General features: G+C 60.4%; 11 protein-coding genes. All 11 read left to right on the forward strand.

Features of this window, described 5'->3' with window-relative positions; genetic code table 11:
• Window positions 1-5: 5 nt before the first annotated feature.
• Window positions 6-2,075 (forward strand): type IV pilus secretin PilQ, encoded by a 2,070-nt coding sequence (pilQ, locus tag AABM52_RS02020; RefSeq protein ID WP_347910158.1) that lies wholly within the window; start codon window positions 6-8, stop codon window positions 2,073-2,075.
• Between the two features lie 4 nt (window positions 2,076-2,079).
• Window positions 2,080-2,598 (forward strand): shikimate kinase AroK, encoded by a 519-nt coding sequence (gene aroK, locus AABM52_RS02025; RefSeq protein WP_057712350.1) that lies wholly within the window; start codon window positions 2,080-2,082, stop codon window positions 2,596-2,598.
• Between the two features lie 151 nt (window positions 2,599-2,749).
• A complete protein-coding gene (aroB, locus tag AABM52_RS02030; protein WP_347910159.1) occupies window positions 2,750-3,850 on the forward strand; it encodes a 3-dehydroquinate synthase in 1,101 nt (366 codons plus the stop codon).
• A 10-nt stretch (window positions 3,851-3,860) separates the two neighbouring features.
• Window positions 3,861-5,450 (forward strand): AAA family ATPase, encoded by a 1,590-nt coding sequence (locus tag AABM52_RS02035; RefSeq protein ID WP_347910160.1) that lies wholly within the window; start codon window positions 3,861-3,863, stop codon window positions 5,448-5,450.
• 350 nt (window positions 5,451-5,800) lie between these two features.
• Entirely contained in the window at window positions 5,801-10,246 is a 4,446-nt protein-coding gene (gene gltB, locus AABM52_RS02040; RefSeq protein WP_347910161.1) for a glutamate synthase large subunit, read from the forward strand.
• Window positions 10,247-10,278: 32 nt separating this feature from the next.
• Window positions 10,279-11,697: an FAD-dependent oxidoreductase gene (locus AABM52_RS02045; RefSeq protein WP_007975602.1), complete on the forward strand. Its 1,419-nt coding sequence runs from the start codon at window positions 10,279-10,281 to the stop codon at window positions 11,695-11,697.
• Window positions 11,698-11,950: 253 nt separating this feature from the next.
• The gene (hemE, locus tag AABM52_RS02050; protein WP_347910163.1) at window positions 11,951-13,018 is read left to right on the forward strand and encodes a uroporphyrinogen decarboxylase; all 1,068 of its coding nucleotides are present in this window, start codon (window positions 11,951-11,953) and stop codon (window positions 13,016-13,018) included.
• 291 nt (window positions 13,019-13,309) lie between these two features.
• Entirely contained in the window at window positions 13,310-14,776 is a 1,467-nt protein-coding gene (gene gbpA, locus AABM52_RS02055) for an N-acetylglucosamine-binding protein GbpA (protein WP_347910164.1), read from the forward strand.
• Between the two features lie 59 nt (window positions 14,777-14,835).
• Window positions 14,836-15,402 (forward strand): cytochrome b/b6 domain-containing protein, encoded by a 567-nt coding sequence (locus tag AABM52_RS02060; protein ID WP_347910165.1) that lies wholly within the window; start codon window positions 14,836-14,838, stop codon window positions 15,400-15,402.
• Between the two features lie 4 nt (window positions 15,403-15,406).
• Window positions 15,407-15,949 (forward strand): hypothetical protein, encoded by a 543-nt coding sequence (locus AABM52_RS02065; RefSeq protein WP_347910167.1) that lies wholly within the window; start codon window positions 15,407-15,409, stop codon window positions 15,947-15,949.
• An 8-nt stretch (window positions 15,950-15,957) separates the two neighbouring features.
• Entirely contained in the window at window positions 15,958-17,877 is a 1,920-nt protein-coding gene (gspD, locus tag AABM52_RS02070) for a type II secretion system secretin GspD (protein WP_347910169.1), read from the forward strand.

Genomic DNA, 17,877 nt, shown 5'->3' on the forward strand with positions numbered 1-17,877 from the left:
TAATAATGAACAGGATTCTTTCCACCGTCGGCCTTTCGCTATGGATAGCGTTGTTGTCGCCGATGGTGCAAGCGGCCAATCTCAAGGCGCTGGATGTCGCGGCGCTGCCGGGTGACCGTGTCGAGTTGAAGTTGTCGTTCGATGCGCCGCCCCCGGTGCCCAGCGGCTACACGACGGATTCGCCGGCCCGGATTGCCCTGGATTTGCCGGGTGTCGCCAGTCAGTTGGCCAGCAAGACTCGCGATCTTGGCAGTGGAAATGCCCGCAGTGCGACGGTAGTGGAAGCCCGGGACCGTACGCGTTTGATCATCAACCTGACCCAGCCGGCCCCGTATGACTCGCGAATTGAAGGCAACAATCTGCTGGTAGTTGTCGGGCAGGGTGTCAAACCGTCGACATCCAGGCCGGTGGTTACCGCGACGCCGGTCCCGGCACGAGCCGCGGCGACGGCAGGCAAGGCCATTCGGGGTGTGGATTTCCAGCGGGGAACCCAGGGCGAAGGCAACGTGGTGATCGACTTGTCGGATCCGTCGATTGCGCCGGACATACAAGAGCGCGACGGCCGGATCATCGTCGGATTTGCCAAAACCCGATTGCCCGAGCCGTTGCGCGTGCGTCTGGACGTGAAGGATTTCGCCACGCCCGTGCAGTTCGTCAATGCCAGTGCGAGCGGTGATCGAGCCGTCATCAGTATTGAGCCCGGCGGCACGTTCGATTACTCGACCTACCAGACTGACAATAAGCTCACGGTCAGCGTTCGCCCGGCGACGGTCGACGAGTTGCAAAAGCGCAATGTCGGGCAACAGGCCTACAGCGGCGAGAAGCTATCGCTGAATTTCCAGGACATCGACGTGCGCTCGGTGCTGCAACTGATCGCCGATTTCACCAACCTCAATCTGGTGGCCAGCGACACGGTCCAGGGGGGCATTACCCTGCGCCTGCAGAACGTGCCGTGGGATCAGGCGCTGGATCTGGTGCTGAAAACCAAGGGGCTGGACAAGCGCAAGGTCGGCAATGTCCTGCTGGTTGCGCCGGCCGATGAAATTGCTGCCCGTGAGCGTCAGGAGCTCGAATCGCAGAAGCAGATCGCCGATCTGGCGCCGTTGCGTCGGGAGCTGTTGCAGGTCAATTACGCCAAGGCGGCGGACATCGCCAAGCTCTTTCAGTCGGTGACCAGTGCCGAGGCGAAACCCGACGAACGGGGGTCGATCACCGTTGATGAGCGCACCAACAACATCATTGCCTACCAGACCCAGGACCGGCTGGACGAACTGCGCAGGATCGTCACGCAACTGGATATCCCGGTACGTCAGGTGATGATCGAGGCGCGCATTGTCGAAGCCAACGTCGACTATGACAAAAGCCTCGGGGTGCGCTGGGGCGGCTCGATACAGAACAAGGGCAACTGGAATACCTCCGGTGTCAGCAACGGACTCAATGGATCGTCGACCATCGGCACGCTCGGCAGTACCAGCACCAGCTCACCGTTCGTCGACATGGGCGTAGCCAACAACACCTCGGGAATCGGCATCGCGTTCATCACCGATAACGTCTTGCTGGACCTGGAGCTGACGGCCATGGAAAAAACCGGCAACGGGGAAATCGTCTCGCAGCCCAAGGTGGTCACGTCCGACAAGGAAACCGCGAAGATCCTCAAGGGCACCGAGATTCCCTATCAGGAAGCCAGTTCCAGCGGCGCTACGTCGGTGTCGTTCAAGGAGGCTTCGCTGTCGCTGGAGGTGACGCCGCAGATCACGCCGGACAACCGGATCATCATGGAGGTCAAGGTCACCAAGGACGAACCGGACTATCTGAACAAGGTCCAGGATGTACCGCCCATCAAGAAGAACGAAGTCAACGCCAAGGTCCTGGTCAACGATGGCGAGACCATCGTCATTGGCGGCGTTTTCTCAAATACTCAGAGCAAGGTTGTAGATAAGGTGCCATTTCTTGGCGATGTGCCGTATCTTGGCCGCCTTTTCCGGCGTGACGTGGTTTCGGAGAAAAAATCCGAGCTGTTGGTATTCCTCACTCCGCGTATCATGAATAATCAGGCGATTGCTGTGAGTCATTGATTCTGTGCGAAATTTGATTCTTGTTGGACCGATGGGCGCTGGAAAAAGCACCATCGGCCGGTTGCTGGCCAAAGAGCTGCGTCTGCCATTCAAAGATTCCGATAAGGAAATTGAATTGCGCACGGGCGCCAATATCCCATGGATCTTCGATAAGGAAGGCGAACCGGGCTTTCGTGATCGCGAGCAGGCAATGATTGCCGAGCTGTGCGATTGCGACGGTGTGGTGCTGGCGACAGGCGGGGGCGCGGTCATGCGCGAAGCCAATCGTCGGGCACTGCATGCCGGTGGGCGAGTGGTTTATCTGCATGCGTCGGTCGAGCAGCAGGTCGGCCGCACGTCCCGCGACCGCAATCGGCCATTGTTGCGTACCGCCGATCCGGCCAAGACCCTTCGGGATCTGCTGGCGATCCGCGATCCGCTTTATCGGGAAATTGCCGACCTGGTGGTCGAAACCGATGAGCGGCCGCCACGAATGGTCGTGCTCGACATTCTGGAGCGCCTGCAGCAGCTGCCACCCCGTTAAAGCGTCGCGCGAAATGCGCTATCCTCGGCGTCCCGCCATGACCGCTCAAGGTTGTGGCGGATGGCTACCGAACGGCGTCACACCAGCAGAGGCCGTGGATATTCGTTAACTCAGGGCAGAACGCCTGATTCCATCTTCACTGTGGGGACACATGCAGACACTCAAGGTCGATCTAGGCGAGCGCAGCTACCCGATTCATATTGGCGAAGGTTTGTTGGATCAGCCTGAGTTGCTGGCCCCGCACATTCGCGGACGGCAAGTAGCGATCATCTCCAACGAGACTGTTGCGCCGCTCTATCTCGAGCGTCTGACCCGCAGCCTGGCGCAGTTCTCGGTGATTTCCGTGATACTGCCCGACGGCGAAGCCTTCAAGACCTGGGAAACCCTGCAACTGATTTTCGACGGCCTGCTGACCGCCCGGCATGACCGCCGCACCACGGTGATCGCCCTCGGTGGCGGTGTGATCGGTGACATGGCCGGCTTTGCCGCCGCCTGCTACCAGCGTGGCGTCGATTTCATCCAGGTTCCGACCACGCTGCTGTCCCAGGTCGACTCCTCGGTGGGTGGCAAGACCGGGATCAACCATCCGCTGGGCAAGAACATGGTCGGCGCCTTCTATCAGCCGAACGTGGTGCTGATCGATACCGCCAGCCTCAATACCCTGCCGGCGCGCGAGCTGTCCGCCGGGCTGGCCGAAGTTATCAAGTACGGGCTGATCTGTGATGAGCCGTTCCTGACCTGGCTCGAAGACAACGTCGACCGCCTGCGCAGTCTGGACCAGCAAGCCCTGACCTATGCCATCGAGCGCTCCTGCGCGGCCAAGGCGGCGGTGGTCGGTGCCGATGAGAAAGAGACGGGCGTTCGTGCCACCCTGAACCTGGGTCACACGTTTGGCCACGCCATCGAAACCCACATGGGCTATGGTGTATGGCTTCATGGTGAGGCCGTGGCTGCTGGCACCGTAATGGCGCTGGAAATGTCCGCGCGACTCGGCTGGATCAGCGAGCAGGAGCGTGATCGCGGCATTCGTCTGTTCCAGCGTGCGGGGCTGCCGGTCATTCCGCCGCAAGAGATGACAGAAGCCGATTTCCTCGAACACATGTCCATTGATAAAAAAGTGATCGACGGTCGTTTGCGCCTGGTGCTGCTGCGCCACATGGGCGAAGCGGTGGTGACCGACGATTATCCGAAAGAGGTTCTACAGGCCACGCTGGGGGCAGACTACCGCGCCCTGGCTCAGCTTAAAGGTTAATAAGAACACGATGACTAGTTTGCATGCCGACGAGGCTTTCCTCGGCCATTACCAGTTGAGTCATGACCCTTTTGCTCCACGGGTGCCTGGCTTCAAATTTTTCCCGGCCCAGCGCAAACCCGTGCTGGGACAACTGCATCACCTGGCCCGCTACAGCCAGTTGCTGCTGGTGGTCACCGGTCCCGAGGGCAGTGGCAAGACCCTGTTGCGTCAGGCCCTGGTCGCCAGCACCAACAAGCAATCGGTACAAAGCGTGGTGGTTTCTGCCCGCGGTGCCGGCGATGCGGCCGGGGTGCTGCAACAAGTGGCCCAGGCGCTGAACGTTGCCCATGCTGATGCTGACGCCATTCTGGCCCAGGTGGTGCAACTAGCACTGACCGGCCAGGAAGTCTATCTGCTGGTCGATGACGCCGAACAACTCGACGAGTCCGCCCTTGAGGCGCTGATGGTCCTGGCCGCCGGGGCGCCTGAAGGCCGCCCGCATGTGTTCCTGTTCGGCGAGACCTCGCTGATCGGTCAGCTTGAGGCTTTGCATCTCGAGGAAGAGCGCTTCCACGTCATCGAATTGCAGCCCTACACCGAAGAAGAAACCCGCGAATATCTGGAGCAGCGGCTCGAAGGCGCAGGTCGCGGTATCGAACTTTTCACCGCGGATCAGATCTCTGATATTCACGAAAGCTCGGAAGGTTGGCCTGGCAGCATCAATCAGGTCGCCCGCGATGCAATGATCGAAGCCATGATCGCCAGCCGCTCAGCGGTCAAGCGTCCAAAAATGGGGTTCAATATGCCGAAGAAACACGTATTGGCGATTTCCGCCGTGGTCGTGGTCGCGGTAGCTGCCGCCTGGTTGATTCCGGGTCGCAACAAGGCGCCGACCACCGGTGCACCGGCCAATGAGCAGGCGCAACTACCGCTTGGCCAGGGCCAGCCAACCGCGAATGGCGGTGCTCCGGCCGTCGAATTCGCCGGTAACACGCAGCCGATGCCATTGCCGTTGGTCGGTAACTCACAACCGGTCATGCGCGCCCCGCTGGCTGAAGCCGCAGGCGGCATCACCGAAGGCGATGACGGCGTTCCGGTAGAAGGTTCCAGCGCTACGCCACCGACCGTTACCACTACCGCACCACCTGTGGGCGTTCCTGCCGGCCCTGCGCCGACACCAGCGGCCAAGCCGACGCCTGCGCCGACTCAGGTCGCCACCGCCAAGCCAGTGCCTGCTCCTGTAGCCAAGCCTGCTCCAGCGCCAGCCAAGCCAGCCGTTGCTGCAGCGGCCAAGCCAGCCGAGAAACCGGCTCCGGCGGCCAAGGCTGCTGGTGGCACCTGGTACGCCGGTCAGGCACCGGGCAACTACGTGGTACAAATCCTCGGCACCAGTTCTGAGGCGAGCGCGCAAAGCTTCGTCAAGGAGCAGGGCGGCGAGTACCGTTATTTCAAGAAAGTCCTCAATGGCAAGCCGCTTTACGTGATCACCTACGGCAACTTCGCCAATCGTGATGCAGCCGTTTCCGCCATCAAGGCCTTGCCAGCGAAGGTTCAGGCTGGTAAACCTTGGCCTCGCACTGTCGCCAGCGTCCAACAGGAACTGGCAACAACTCGCTGAAGATTCGGCGGCCTTACCCAGGCCGCCTCTCCAAGCACCTCAAAATTTCTACAAGTGCGCGCCGCCTTCCGGGCTGCGTGCCTTGTGGTGTCTGCGTCACAGTAGTCTTTGAGTCGTTGCGGTCAGAATTAAAAAAAGTTTTGACTAGCACAGCATATCGCTTTAAACCTTTCACAAATGCGACATAGATTTGCGACATTTCGTCGTCAAATTTGTGAGCCTCTGTGTCGGTGTGTACAATGACCTCCCTTTTGCTCCCGCAAAGCCGACGAACGTTCGGCGTGGATGGCAAGTGGTTGAATTGAAAAGAAATTTGCCTCGATAAGAGGCAGCCTGGTGAGAAAGTGTCTATGAAAGCAGGTCTGTACCAACCAGATGAATTCAAGGATAACTGCGGTTTCGGCCTGATAGCCCATATGCAGGGCGAGCCCAGTCATACCCTTTTGCAAACGGCCATTGAGGCCCTGACCTGCATGACCCACCGCGGTGGGATTAATGCCGACGGCAAGACCGGTGACGGTTGCGGTCTGCTGATTCAAAAGCCGGACGTGTTCCTGCGTGCCATCGCCCAGGAAACCTTCGGCGTCGCACTGCCCAAGCAATATGCTGTGGGTATGGTCTTCTTCAACCAGGACCCGGTGAAAGCCGAAGCCGCTCGCGAGAACATGAACCGCGAAATCCTGGCAGCGGGCCTGACTCTCGTCGGCTGGCGCAAAGTGCCGATCGACACCAGCGTCCTCGGCCGTCTGGCCCTTGAGCGCCTGCCGCAGATCGAGCAGGTGTACATCGGCGGTGAAGGCCTGAGCGATCAGGACATGGCCGTCAAGCTGTTCACCTCCCGTCGTCGCTCGTCCGTGGCCAACGCCGCCGATGCCGACCACTACGTCTGCAGTTTTTCGCACAAGACCATCATTTATAAAGGCCTGATGATGCCGGCGGATTTGACCGCCTTCTATCCAGACCTGAGCGATGAGCGCCTGCAAACGTCGATTTGCGTGTTCCACCAGCGCTTCTCCACCAACACCCTGCCGAAATGGCCGCTGGCTCAACCGTTCCGCTTCCTGGCGCACAACGGCGAGATCAACACCATCACCGGCAACCGCAACTGGGCCGTGGCCCGTCGCACCAAGTTCACCAACGATCTGATGGACCTGGAAGAGCTCGGCCCGCTGGTCAACCGCGTGGGTTCCGACTCATCGAGCATGGACAACATGCTGGAGCTGATGGTCACCGGTGGCATCGACCTGTTCCGTGGCGTGCGGATGATCATTCCGCCTGCGTGGCAGAACGTCGAGACCATGGACCCGGATCTGCGTGCGTTCTACGAATATAACTCGATGCACATGGAACCGTGGGACGGCCCGGCCGGCGTGGTTATGACCGACGGTCGCTACGCGGTGTGCCTGCTCGACCGTAACGGTCTGCGCCCAGCGCGTTGGGTCACCACCAAGAACGGTTTCATCACCCTGGCCTCGGAAATCGGTGTCTGGAACTACCAGCCTGAAGACGTGATCGCCAAGGGCCGTGTGGGCCCGGGCCAGATCTTTGCCGTGGACACCGAAACCGGTCAGATCCTCGACACCGATGCGATCGACAACCGCCTGAAGTCCCGTCATCCGTACAAGCAATGGCTGCGCAAGAATGCCCTGCGCATCCAGGCGACCATGGAAGACAACGACCACGGTTCGGCATTCTATGACGTCGACCAGCTCAAGCAATACATGAAGATGTATCAGGTCACGTTCGAAGAGCGCGACCAAGTGCTGCGTCCGCTGGGCGAACAGGGCTACGAAGCCGTGGGCTCGATGGGCGACGATACGCCGATGGCCGTGCTGTCCCAGCGCGTGCGCACACCGTACGACTATTTCCGCCAGCAGTTCGCGCAGGTCACCAACCCGCCGATCGACCCGCTGCGTGAAGCCATCGTCATGTCGCTGGAGATCTGCCTCGGAGCCGAGCGCAACATCTTCCAGGAATCACCGGAACACGCTTCGCGTGTGATCCTCAGCTCGCCGGTCATTTCCCCGGCCAAGTGGCGTTCGCTGATGAACCTCGATCGTCCGGGCTTCGAGCGCGCGATCATCGATCTGAACTACGACGAAAGCGTCGGCCTCGAAGCGGCGATCCGCAACGTCGCCGATCAGGCTGAAGAAGCCGTGCGCGCCGGTCGTACCCAGGTCGTGCTGAGTGACCGTCACATTGCCCCGGGCAAGTTGCCGATCCACGCTTCGCTCGCTACCGGCGCGGTGCACCACCGCCTGACCGAAAAAGGCCTGCGTTGCGACTCCAACATTCTGGTGGAAACCGCGACCGCTCGCGATCCGCATCACTTCGCCGTGTTGATCGGTTTCGGCGCCTCTGCCGTCTATCCGTTCCTGGCCTACGAAGTGCTGGGTGACCTGATCCGTACCGGTGAAGTACTGGGCGACCTCTACGAGGTGTTCAAGAACTACCGTAAAGGCATCACCAAAGGCCTGCTCAAGATCCTGTCGAAGATGGGCATCTCGACCATCACTTCGTACCGTGGTGCGCAGTTGTTCGAAGCCATCGGTCTGTCCGAGGAAGTCTGCAACCTGAGCTTCCGTGGCGTGCCGAGCCGCATCAAGGGTGCACGTTTCGTCGACATCGAAGCCGAGCAGAAAGCCCTGGCCACCGAAGCCTGGAGCCCGCGCAAGCCGATCCAGCAAGGCGGCCTGCTGAAGTTCGTCCACGGTGGCGAATATCACGCGTACAACCCGGACGTGGTCAACACTCTGCAAGCCGCTGTGCAGCAGGGCGACTACAGCAAGTTCAAGGAATACACGTCGCTGGTGGATAACCGCCCGGTGTCGATGATCCGCGACCTGCTGAAAGTCAAAACCCTGGACACGCCGCTGGACATCAGCGAGATCGAACCGCTGGAATCGGTGCTCAAGCGCTTCGACTCCGCCGGTATCTCCTTGGGCGCACTGTCGCCGGAAGCTCACGAAGCCCTGGCCGAAGCCATGAACCGCCTCGGTGCGCGTTCCAACTCCGGTGAAGGCGGCGAAGACCCGGCGCGCTACGGCACCATCAAGAGCTCGAAAATCAAGCAAGTGGCAACCGGCCGTTTCGGTGTAACCCCGGAATACCTGGTCAACGCTGAAGTGCTGCAGATCAAGGTCGCCCAGGGCGCCAAGCCCGGCGAAGGTGGTCAACTGCCAGGCGGCAAGGTCAACGGCCTGATCGCCAAACTGCGTTACGCAGTGCCAGGCGTGACCCTGATTTCGCCTCCGCCGCACCACGACATCTATTCCATCGAAGACTTGTCGCAGCTGATTTTCGATCTGAAACAAGTCAACCCGAAGGCGCTGGTCTCGGTGAAGCTGGTAGCAGAAGCGGGCGTCGGCACCATCGCCGCCGGTGTGGCCAAGGCCTACGCGGACTTGATCACCATCTCCGGCTACGACGGCGGCACCGGTGCATCGCCGCTGACCTCGATCAAATATGCGGGTGCTCCGTGGGAGCTAGGCCTGGCCGAAACCCACCAGACCCTGCGCGGCAACGATCTGCGCGGCAAAGTGCGGGTACAAACCGACGGCGGCCTGAAAACCGGCCTCGACGTGATCAAGGCGGCCATCCTCGGCGCTGAAAGCTTCGGCTTCGGCACCGCGCCAATGATCGCACTGGGCTGCAAATACCTGCGCATCTGCCACCTGAACAACTGCGCCACTGGCGTCGCGACCCAGAACGAGAAGCTGCGCAAGGATCACTACATCGGTACCGTCGACATGGTGGTGAATTTCTTCACCTACGTCGCCGAAGAAACTCGTGAGTGGCTGGCCAAGCTGGGTGTGCGCTCCCTCGAAGAGCTGATCGGCCGTACCGATCTGCTGGAAATCCTCGAAGGCCAGACCGCCAAGCAGCATCACCTGGACCTGACCCCGTTGCTGGGCAGCGACCACGTGCCGGCGGACAAGCCGCAGTTCTGTGGCGTTGAGCGCAACCCGCCGTTCGACAAGGGCCTGCTGGCCGAGAAAATGGTCGACATGGCCACCTCGGCGATCAACGACTTGAGCGGCGCTGAATTCACCCTGGATATCTGCAACTGCGACCGTTCCATCGGCGCACGGATCTCCGGCGAAATCGCGCGCAAGCACGGTAACCAGGGCATGGCCAACGCGCCGGTCACGTTCCGCTTCAAGGGCACTGCCGGTCAGAGCTTCGGCGTGTGGAACGCCGGTGGTCTGCACATGTACCTGGAAGGCGACGCCAACGACTACGTCGGCAAAGGCATGACCGGCGGCAAGCTGGTCATCGTGCCACCGAAGGGCAGCGTCTACCGCACCCAGGACAGTGCCATCATCGGCAACACCTGCCTGTACGGCGCCACTGGCGGCAAGCTGTTCGCCGCCGGCACCGCGGGCGAGCGTTTCGCCGTGCGTAACTCCGGTGCCCACACCGTCGTGGAAGGCACTGGCGATCACTGCTGCGAGTACATGACCGGTGGTTTCGTCTGCGTATTGGGCAAGACCGGTTACAACTTTGGCTCTGGCATGACCGGCGGTTTCGCCTACGTGCTCGACCAGGACAACACCTTCGTTGACCGGGTCAACCACGAACTGGTGGAAATCCAGCGGATCAGCGGCGAGGCGATGGAAGCCTACCGTAGCCACCTGCAACGCGTGCTGAACGAGTACGTCGAGGAAACCGACAGCGAGTGGGGTCGTGAACTCGCCGAGAACCTCGATGATTACGTGCGCCGTTTCTGGCTGGTCAAGCCCAAGGCTGCCAACCTGAAGTCGTTGCTTTCCAGCACCCGTGCCAACCCGCAGTGATATGCGCCTGAAGAGTTTGATGAGGTTTTAAAATGGCTGAACGTCTGAATAATGACTTCCAGTTCATCGAGGTCGGGCGCAAGGATCCGAAGAAGAAACTGTTGCGTCAACGCAAGAAAGAGTTCGTGGAAATCTACGAACCCTTCAAACCCCAGCAGTCGGCCGACCAGGCCCACCGCTGCCTGGGTTGTGGTAACCCGTATTGCGAATGGAAGTGCCCGGTGCACAACTTCATTCCCAACTGGCTGAAGCTGGTGGCCGAGGGCAACATCCTCCAGGCCGCCGAGCTGTCGCACCAGACCAACACTCTGCCGGAAGTCTGCGGCCGGGTGTGCCCGCAAGACCGTCTGTGCGAGGGTGCCTGCACCCTCAACGACGGTTTCGGCGCGGTGACCATCGGTTCGGTGGAGAAGTACATCACCGACACCGCGTTCGCCATGGGCTGGCGCCCGGACATGTCCAAGGTCAAGCCGACCGGCAAGCGTGTCGCGATCATCGGTGCCGGGCCTGCGGGCCTGGGCTGTGCCGACGTGCTGGTGCGCGGTGGCGTGACCCCGGTGGTGTTCGACAAGAACCCGGAAATCGGCGGTCTGCTGACCTTCGGCATCCCCGAGTTCAAGCTGGAAAAGACCGTGCTGAGCAATCGTCGCGAAGTCTTCACTGGCATGGGCATCGAGTTCCGCCTCAACACCGAGGTGGGCAAGGACGTGACCATGGAGCAACTGCTCGAAGAATACGATGCGGTATTCATGGGCATGGGCACCTACACCTACATGAAAGGCGGCTTTGCCGGGGAAGATCTGCCGGGCGTGTACGACGCGCTGGACTTCCTGATCGCCAACGTCAACCGCAACCTGGGCTTTGAAAAGTCGCCGGAAGATTTCGTCGACATGAAAGGCAAGAAGGTCGTGGTACTCGGCGGCGGCGACACGGCGATGGACTGCAACCGTACGTCGATCCGCCAGGGCGCCAAGTCGGTGACCTGCGCCTATCGTCGTGACGAAGCAAACATGCCGGGCTCGCGCAAAGAGGTGAAGAACGCCAAGGAAGAAGGCGTGAAATTCCTCTATAACCGCCAGCCGATCGCCATTGTCGGTGAAGACAAGGTCGAAGGCGTGAAGGTGGTCGAGACCCGTCTAGGCGAACCGGACGCCCGTGGCCGTCGTAGCCCCGAGCCGATCCCGGGCTCCGAAGAGATCATCCCGGCCGACGCCGTGGTCATCGCTTTCGGTTTCCGACCGAGCCCGGCGCCGTGGTTCGAGCAATTCGAGATCCAGACCGACAGCCAGGGCCGTGTTGTGGCGCCGGAACAAGGTCAGTACAAGCACCAGACCAGCAACCCGAAAATCTTCGCCGGTGGCGACATGGTGCGCGGTTCCGACCTGGTGGTGACGGCGATCTTCGAAGGCCGTAATGCGGCGGAAGGGATACTGGATTATCTGGGGGTCTAAACCCTGATCCTGAGCCGAATGCAGTAAAAATGTGGGAGCGGGCTTGCTCGCGAAGAGGGAGTATCAGTCGACAGTTTTGTTGCCTGACACACCGCATTCGCGAGCAAGCCCGCTCCCACAGTTGTTTCGCGGTGTTGCTAAACTCTGTATTTCATTGCGACAAATTGACCCGAAAGACAAAAGCCTCCGCTCTTGCCGTGCCTTTTGCGCCCGGCTCTGAGAAAATGCCCTCACTTTTTTTCCGGATGCCGACATGACTGCCCTGAAGAACGACCGTTTCCTGCGCGCCCTGCTCAAGCAACCCGTAGACGTCACCCCTGTGTGGATGATGCGTCAGGCCGGTCGGTACCTGCCTGAATACCGCGCCAGCCGTGCCAAGGCCGGCGATTTCATGAGCCTGTGCATGAACCCGGCGTTCGCTTGCGAAGTCACGATGCAGCCGCTCGACCGCTATCCACAACTGGACGCGGCGATCCTCTTCTCCGACATCCTGACCATCCCCGATGCCATGGGCCAGGGCCTGTACTTCGAAACCGGCGAAGGTCCGCGCTTCAAGAAAGTCGTCAGCACCCTGGCCGACATCGAAGCCTTGCCGATCCCTGATCCGCAGAAAGACCTCGGCTATGTGATGGACGCCGTCAGCACCATCCGCCGCGAACTGAACGGTCGAGTGCCATTGATCGGCTTCTCCGGCAGCCCGTGGACCCTGGCGACCTATATGGTCGAAGGCGGCTCGTCGAAAGACTTCCGCAAGACCAAGGCCATGCTCTACGACAACCCGCAAGCCATGCACCTGCTGCTGGATAAACTCGCGCAATCGGTCACCAGCTACCTCAACGGCCAGATCATGGCCGGTGCACAAGCGGTGCAGATCTTCGACACTTGGGGCGGCAACCTGTCGGCGGCGGCGTACCAGGAGTTCTCCCTGGCCTACATGAAGAAAATCGTCAGCGGTTTGATCCGCGAGCATGAAGGCCGCAAGGTGCCGGTGATCCTGTTCACCAAGAACGGTGGCCTGTGGCTGGAAAGCATCGCCGATGCCGGTGCCGACGCACTGGGCCTGGACTGGACGTGCGACATCGGCAACGCCCGTACCCGTGTTGGCGACAAGGTCGCGCTGCAAGGCAACATGGACCCGACCGTGCTCTACGCCAAGCCGGAAGCGATTCGCGCTGAAGTCGGGCGCATCCTGGCCAGCTACGGCAAAGGCAGCGGCCACGTGTTCAACCTCGGTCATGGCATCACGCCGGAAGTCGATCCGGAACATGCTGGCGCCTTCCTGCGCGCGGTACATGAACTGTCGGCGCAGTATCACGAATAGCGATTGCCCGTTTTAAAAAAAGCCTGTCCCGCCTAGTGCCGGACAGGTTTTTTTGTGCCGTTTAAAAGCTCAATCGATAAAGCATTACTAGCTGTAAGAATGTTTTCTTTCTTTGTCGGACCGAGGAGTGAAGAGACTGTTCCTGCCTCGCGTGGTGATTACTCCTACATAGAATTTTCTTTCATCCCCGTAAGGTTCCAGGCTCTTGTCCGGCGTATCGCCGAACAGTCACGAAGCGAACAGGGGCGCCCACAAGGCGCCCTGTTTTCGATAAGCAGTCTGGAATACATCATGAAAATTACATTTGATAAAAGAAGTGCTTTAACGGCCTGCACTTCATCGATGATCCTGTTATCGGCAATGCTGGCCTCTCAAACCGTTTCCGCCCACGGCTATCTGGAAGTGCCGCCTTCGCGCGCGTTGGCTTGCCAGAAAGGCTTGAACACCAACTGCGGTGGCGCCCAGTACGAGCCGCAGAGCGTCGGTGAAACCTTCAAAGGCTTTCCGGCGGGCGTCGGCGGTGCTGCCCAGCAGGGGCCGGTCGATGGCAAGATCGCCAGCGGTGGTCACTCGCTGTTCTCTGCCATGGACGCACAGTCCGCCACCCGTTGGCACCTGACTGAAATCAAGGACCGCAACATCGATTTCAAGTGGCATTACACAGCGGTTCACCCGGCCACCAAGCACGAGTATTTCATCACCCGCAACGGCTGGAACCCGAATGAGTCGCTCAAGCGCGCCACCTTCGAAAGCACGCCGTTCTGCACCATCGACGGTGGCAATAAGCGTCCGGAGTCCAGCGACAAGCACAACTGCAACATTCCGGCGGACAAGTCTGGCCATCACGTCGTCCTGGCCATCTGGACCGTGGGCGATACCGATGCCGCGTTCTACAACGCCACGGATCTGAACATCCTGGCGGAGCCTGAGCTGCCTGGCGGCTGGTCCTCCGTAGGCAGCATTGCGCCTTCGACGGCGCTGCTGGTGGGCGACAAGGTCAAGGCCCGCGCGTTCACCGCCAATGGCGAGAGCCCGGACTACAGTGTCGAAATCAGCATTGATAACGCTGAAGACGGCACGCCGCAAAACTGGTCGTTCAAGTTGGCCGAAAAAATCAACCAGACCCACACCCTCGTTCGTGCCGGTATCCGCGACGAGAGCGGCAATGTTGAGCCGGTCAAAGGCGCCAACAGCCTCTACGCACAAAAAGACAGCGGGGTAGTCCGCTACGAAGTGCAACTGGACATGAAGGAAGACACCGCCGCGCGCATGGCGGTGGCCTCGCAGCAAGCCGAATACGTCCTGGATAAAGGCCGGGCGAAGGTCGACTTCAGCATGATCGCGAACCGTGCAATGAACGTCGAAGCCACTTTGCTCGACCAGAACAACAAACCGGTAGGCACCACCTCGGCACAAGTGGCCAGCGGTTCCACCTCGCTGTCCATGGATGTTCGCAGCAACCCGGGCGCGCACACCTTGACCCTGGTCGGCACCACCCTGGATGGCCGCACGACCCGTCAGGACACCCAGACCACCCAGTTGACCGGTGAGGGTGCCGGCATCGAATACGACTTCGTGTTCCCAGAAGGCCTCAGCGACTACAAAGCCGGCACCAAGGTGCTGCATCCAAAGACCAACGAAGTCTTTGAGTGCAAGCCGTTCCCCGAGTCGGGTTACTGCAAGCAGTACAGCCCCTCAGCCAACGGTTATGAACCGGTTGTCGGTGCTCACTGGCACATGGCGTGGAACAAGTTGTAAGTCCCCCTCGTAGCACTTCAGGTGATCGGTAGCCGATCGCCTGAAGCTTTATTCCCTTGATGTTGATCGAGTTGAAAATGACGGTTTCGGGTTATTCCAGACAGCGCGTGCTGCTGCATTGGTTGTCTGCGGCGGTGATCCTGTGGACCTTGCTGACTGGTTTTCTTGTGGCCGGTTTCGAGGTGTCTGCGCACACCAGGGAGTCGGTTGCGTTCTTCAATGTTTCGCTGACGACAGTGTTCATACCGTTTTACCTGTGGCGCCTGTTTCTGTTTTTCACTCATACCCGATTTTCGGGCATGCGGTCGTTGTCTCTTGTTGAAGTGCTCGCACTGTTCGTGCACTCATCGATTTACCTCATCGTCGGTGCCGTTCTGGTGACCGGCGTGTTGATGATGGATCGTCCGATCAATGTATTCGGGGTTGTCGAGATCGCTCAGCCGTTAAGCGATCCACGCCTGATCGCCCTGTTCGTCACGGTTCACACGTGGGCGTGTGTCGTGCTGTCGCTGCTGCTGGCCGCCCACATCGGCGCCGTCATCGTGCATGAGGCCTGCAACCACCGGGTGCTGCGACGGATGTCTTTGCGCCTGTGTGGCAAGCCTGGGGCCGGGCGACTTGAGTGAGACCATGGTGATGTTTTCGCGCGAACGCTTGACCGTGCTGGCCTTGCTCCTGGGCAAGGCGAGTCTGCTGGTCGTGCCGCTGGCCTATGGCGCGTTCCTGGGCTGGCAGGAGTGGCGCTATCGCGAACAGTTGGTGCTGCCGGCACCGGTCGCAACCTCGCGAACCGCTCCCGCACCCCGTCAAGCGCTCGACGCAACGGCGGTTGCAACGGTACTCGGTCTGACCACGGGTGCCGAATTGCTGCCGAGCGCGGAACCGCTGACCTTGAAGGCAAGCTTCGTCGTCACTCACGGCTTGTCCCGGGTGTTGCTGGCGGACTCGCAAGGCGCGCGCATCTACCAGGTCGGCGAGCGCTTGCCCGGTGGCAGTGTCTTGCGTCGCATCGAGCCCGATCACGCGGTGTTGTGGAGCAAAGGCCGAGAGGAACTGTTGACGCTCCAGCCTCCCGTCACGGGGTTTCTGCAACGGCTCGACCCCCACGGTGAGCCAAAAGTACCCAGCGTTTCTCCGCGTTTTTTTAGCCCGCTTGCCGGGCCGACAGAGTGATCAAGTTCATGAATAGCTTTCTCGGTGCGTTAGCACTGCGACCGGTGATTTTTTTCGTCGCCATGGTGGTAACGCTTTCCCACGGCGCGCTTGAGGCCGAGGAAGAAAAATGGCAGCTGGCGATGAACAACGCAGAGCTGCGTGACATCGTCGAAGAGATCTCCAACATTCTGGGGACCACCGTGGTACTGGACCCCAAAGTCTCCGGTCGAGTCACGGTCATGTCCAGACAGGCGCTCGATCGTGAAGGGGTGCGCCGGTTGTTCTATTCGGTGCTCGACGCCCACAACTTCACGGTGATCGATGAGGGCGACCGGATTCTCATCGCTCCAGTTGCCGAGGCCAAGACCCGAGCCGGACAGGGCACGGTAAAAACCACCACGGCGTCGCAGTTCGTGACCGAAGTCATCGGCTTGAACACCAGCAGTGCCTCCGATATTGCCGGGTTGGTGCGGCCATTGGTCTCTGCCAATGGTTATGTCGGCCCTTCGGTGTCGGCCAATGCGTTGGTGTTGACCGATACCGCTGCCAATGTGAAGCGCATCGCCCGGGTGATCCGCGAACTGGACGCCGGTCAGAACAACCTGCACACGGTGGTTCAGCTCAAGCATGCCCTGGCAGGCGATGTCGCGCCGGTGATCGAGGCCTCCATGGGCAAGCGCAATGCCGAGTCAGTGATACAGGTGCTGGCCGACACCAGGACCAATCGCCTGATTTTCATTGGCCCACCGGTCGTTCGCCAGCGCCTGATCGAGCTGGCCCGAGGTCTCGATACGCCGGCCACCACGACCCTCGACAATGCCCGGGTGATTCGCCTGCGCCACAGCGATGCCAAGCAGTTGGCCGAGATTCTTGAGTCGATGGGGCAGGGCAGAAAACAGACATCCGCCATCGGCAACGCCAAAGACACTTCTGGCGCTGCAAGTTTCATGATCAAGGCCGACGAAAGCCAGAACGCGCTGGTGCTGATCGCCGAGCCCGCGCAGGTACGGACTATCGAAAACATCGTGCGTCAGCTGGATCAGCCACGGGCCCAGGTGTTGATCCATGCCGCCATCGTCGAAATCTCCGGCGACATCGCCGAGGCTGTGGGTGTGCAGTGGAACCTCAACACGGGCGACGCCAAGGGCTTCATCAACTTTCCCGGCACCGACATTCCGATCGTCGGCGGGCTGAAGTTCGACGAGAAAAGATCGGCGCCGGAAGGGGCGATCCTGCAACTGGGTGGCGACCGCTTCGGTGCGCTGGTTTCGGCCCTGGCCAGCAACACCCACAGCAACCTGCTGTCCACGCCGAGCCTGTTGACCCTGGACAATCAGGAAGCCGAGATCATCGTCGGCCAGAACGTGCCGTTCAAGACCGGCTCCTATGCCACCAACAGCAACGGCGGGGAAAATCCGTTCACCACCGTCGAGCGCAAGGACGTCGGCATCAGCCTGAAGATCAAGCCTTACATCAACGAAGGCTCGACGTTGCGCCTGGAGGTCGAGCAGGAAGTGTCGGACATCGCGCCGTCGGTGTCGGGCATTGATTCCTCGGACCTGATCACCAACAAGCGAGCGCTCAAGAGCACCATCCTCGCTGACGATGGCGAAATAATCGTGATCGGCGGCCTGATCCGGGACAGCGTGCGCACCCAGAAAAGCGGCGTGCCGCTGCTGCGTGACATTCCCTACCTCGGCGCGTTGTTCCGCTGGAATCGCGACACTCAGACCAAAAGCAACCTGATGGTGTTCTTGCGCCCGACCATCGTGCGCAGCAAGGAAGACCTGTCCCAGGTCAGCCAGCAGCGTTACAACGCGCTGCGTGACTTGAGTAAATCGGGGGCGGGGGAAAACAACTCGCTGTTGCTGCCATCCGAGGCGCGCGGGTTGTTCGAACCGGCCAGCGACGCGCCAGTGTTCGATTTGCGCGGCAAGGCGCAGTGA

Origin of the sequence: Pseudomonas grandcourensis (assembly GCF_039909015.1) — a bacterium.
GTDB lineage: Bacteria > Pseudomonadota > Gammaproteobacteria > Pseudomonadales > Pseudomonadaceae > Aquipseudomonas > Aquipseudomonas grandcourensis.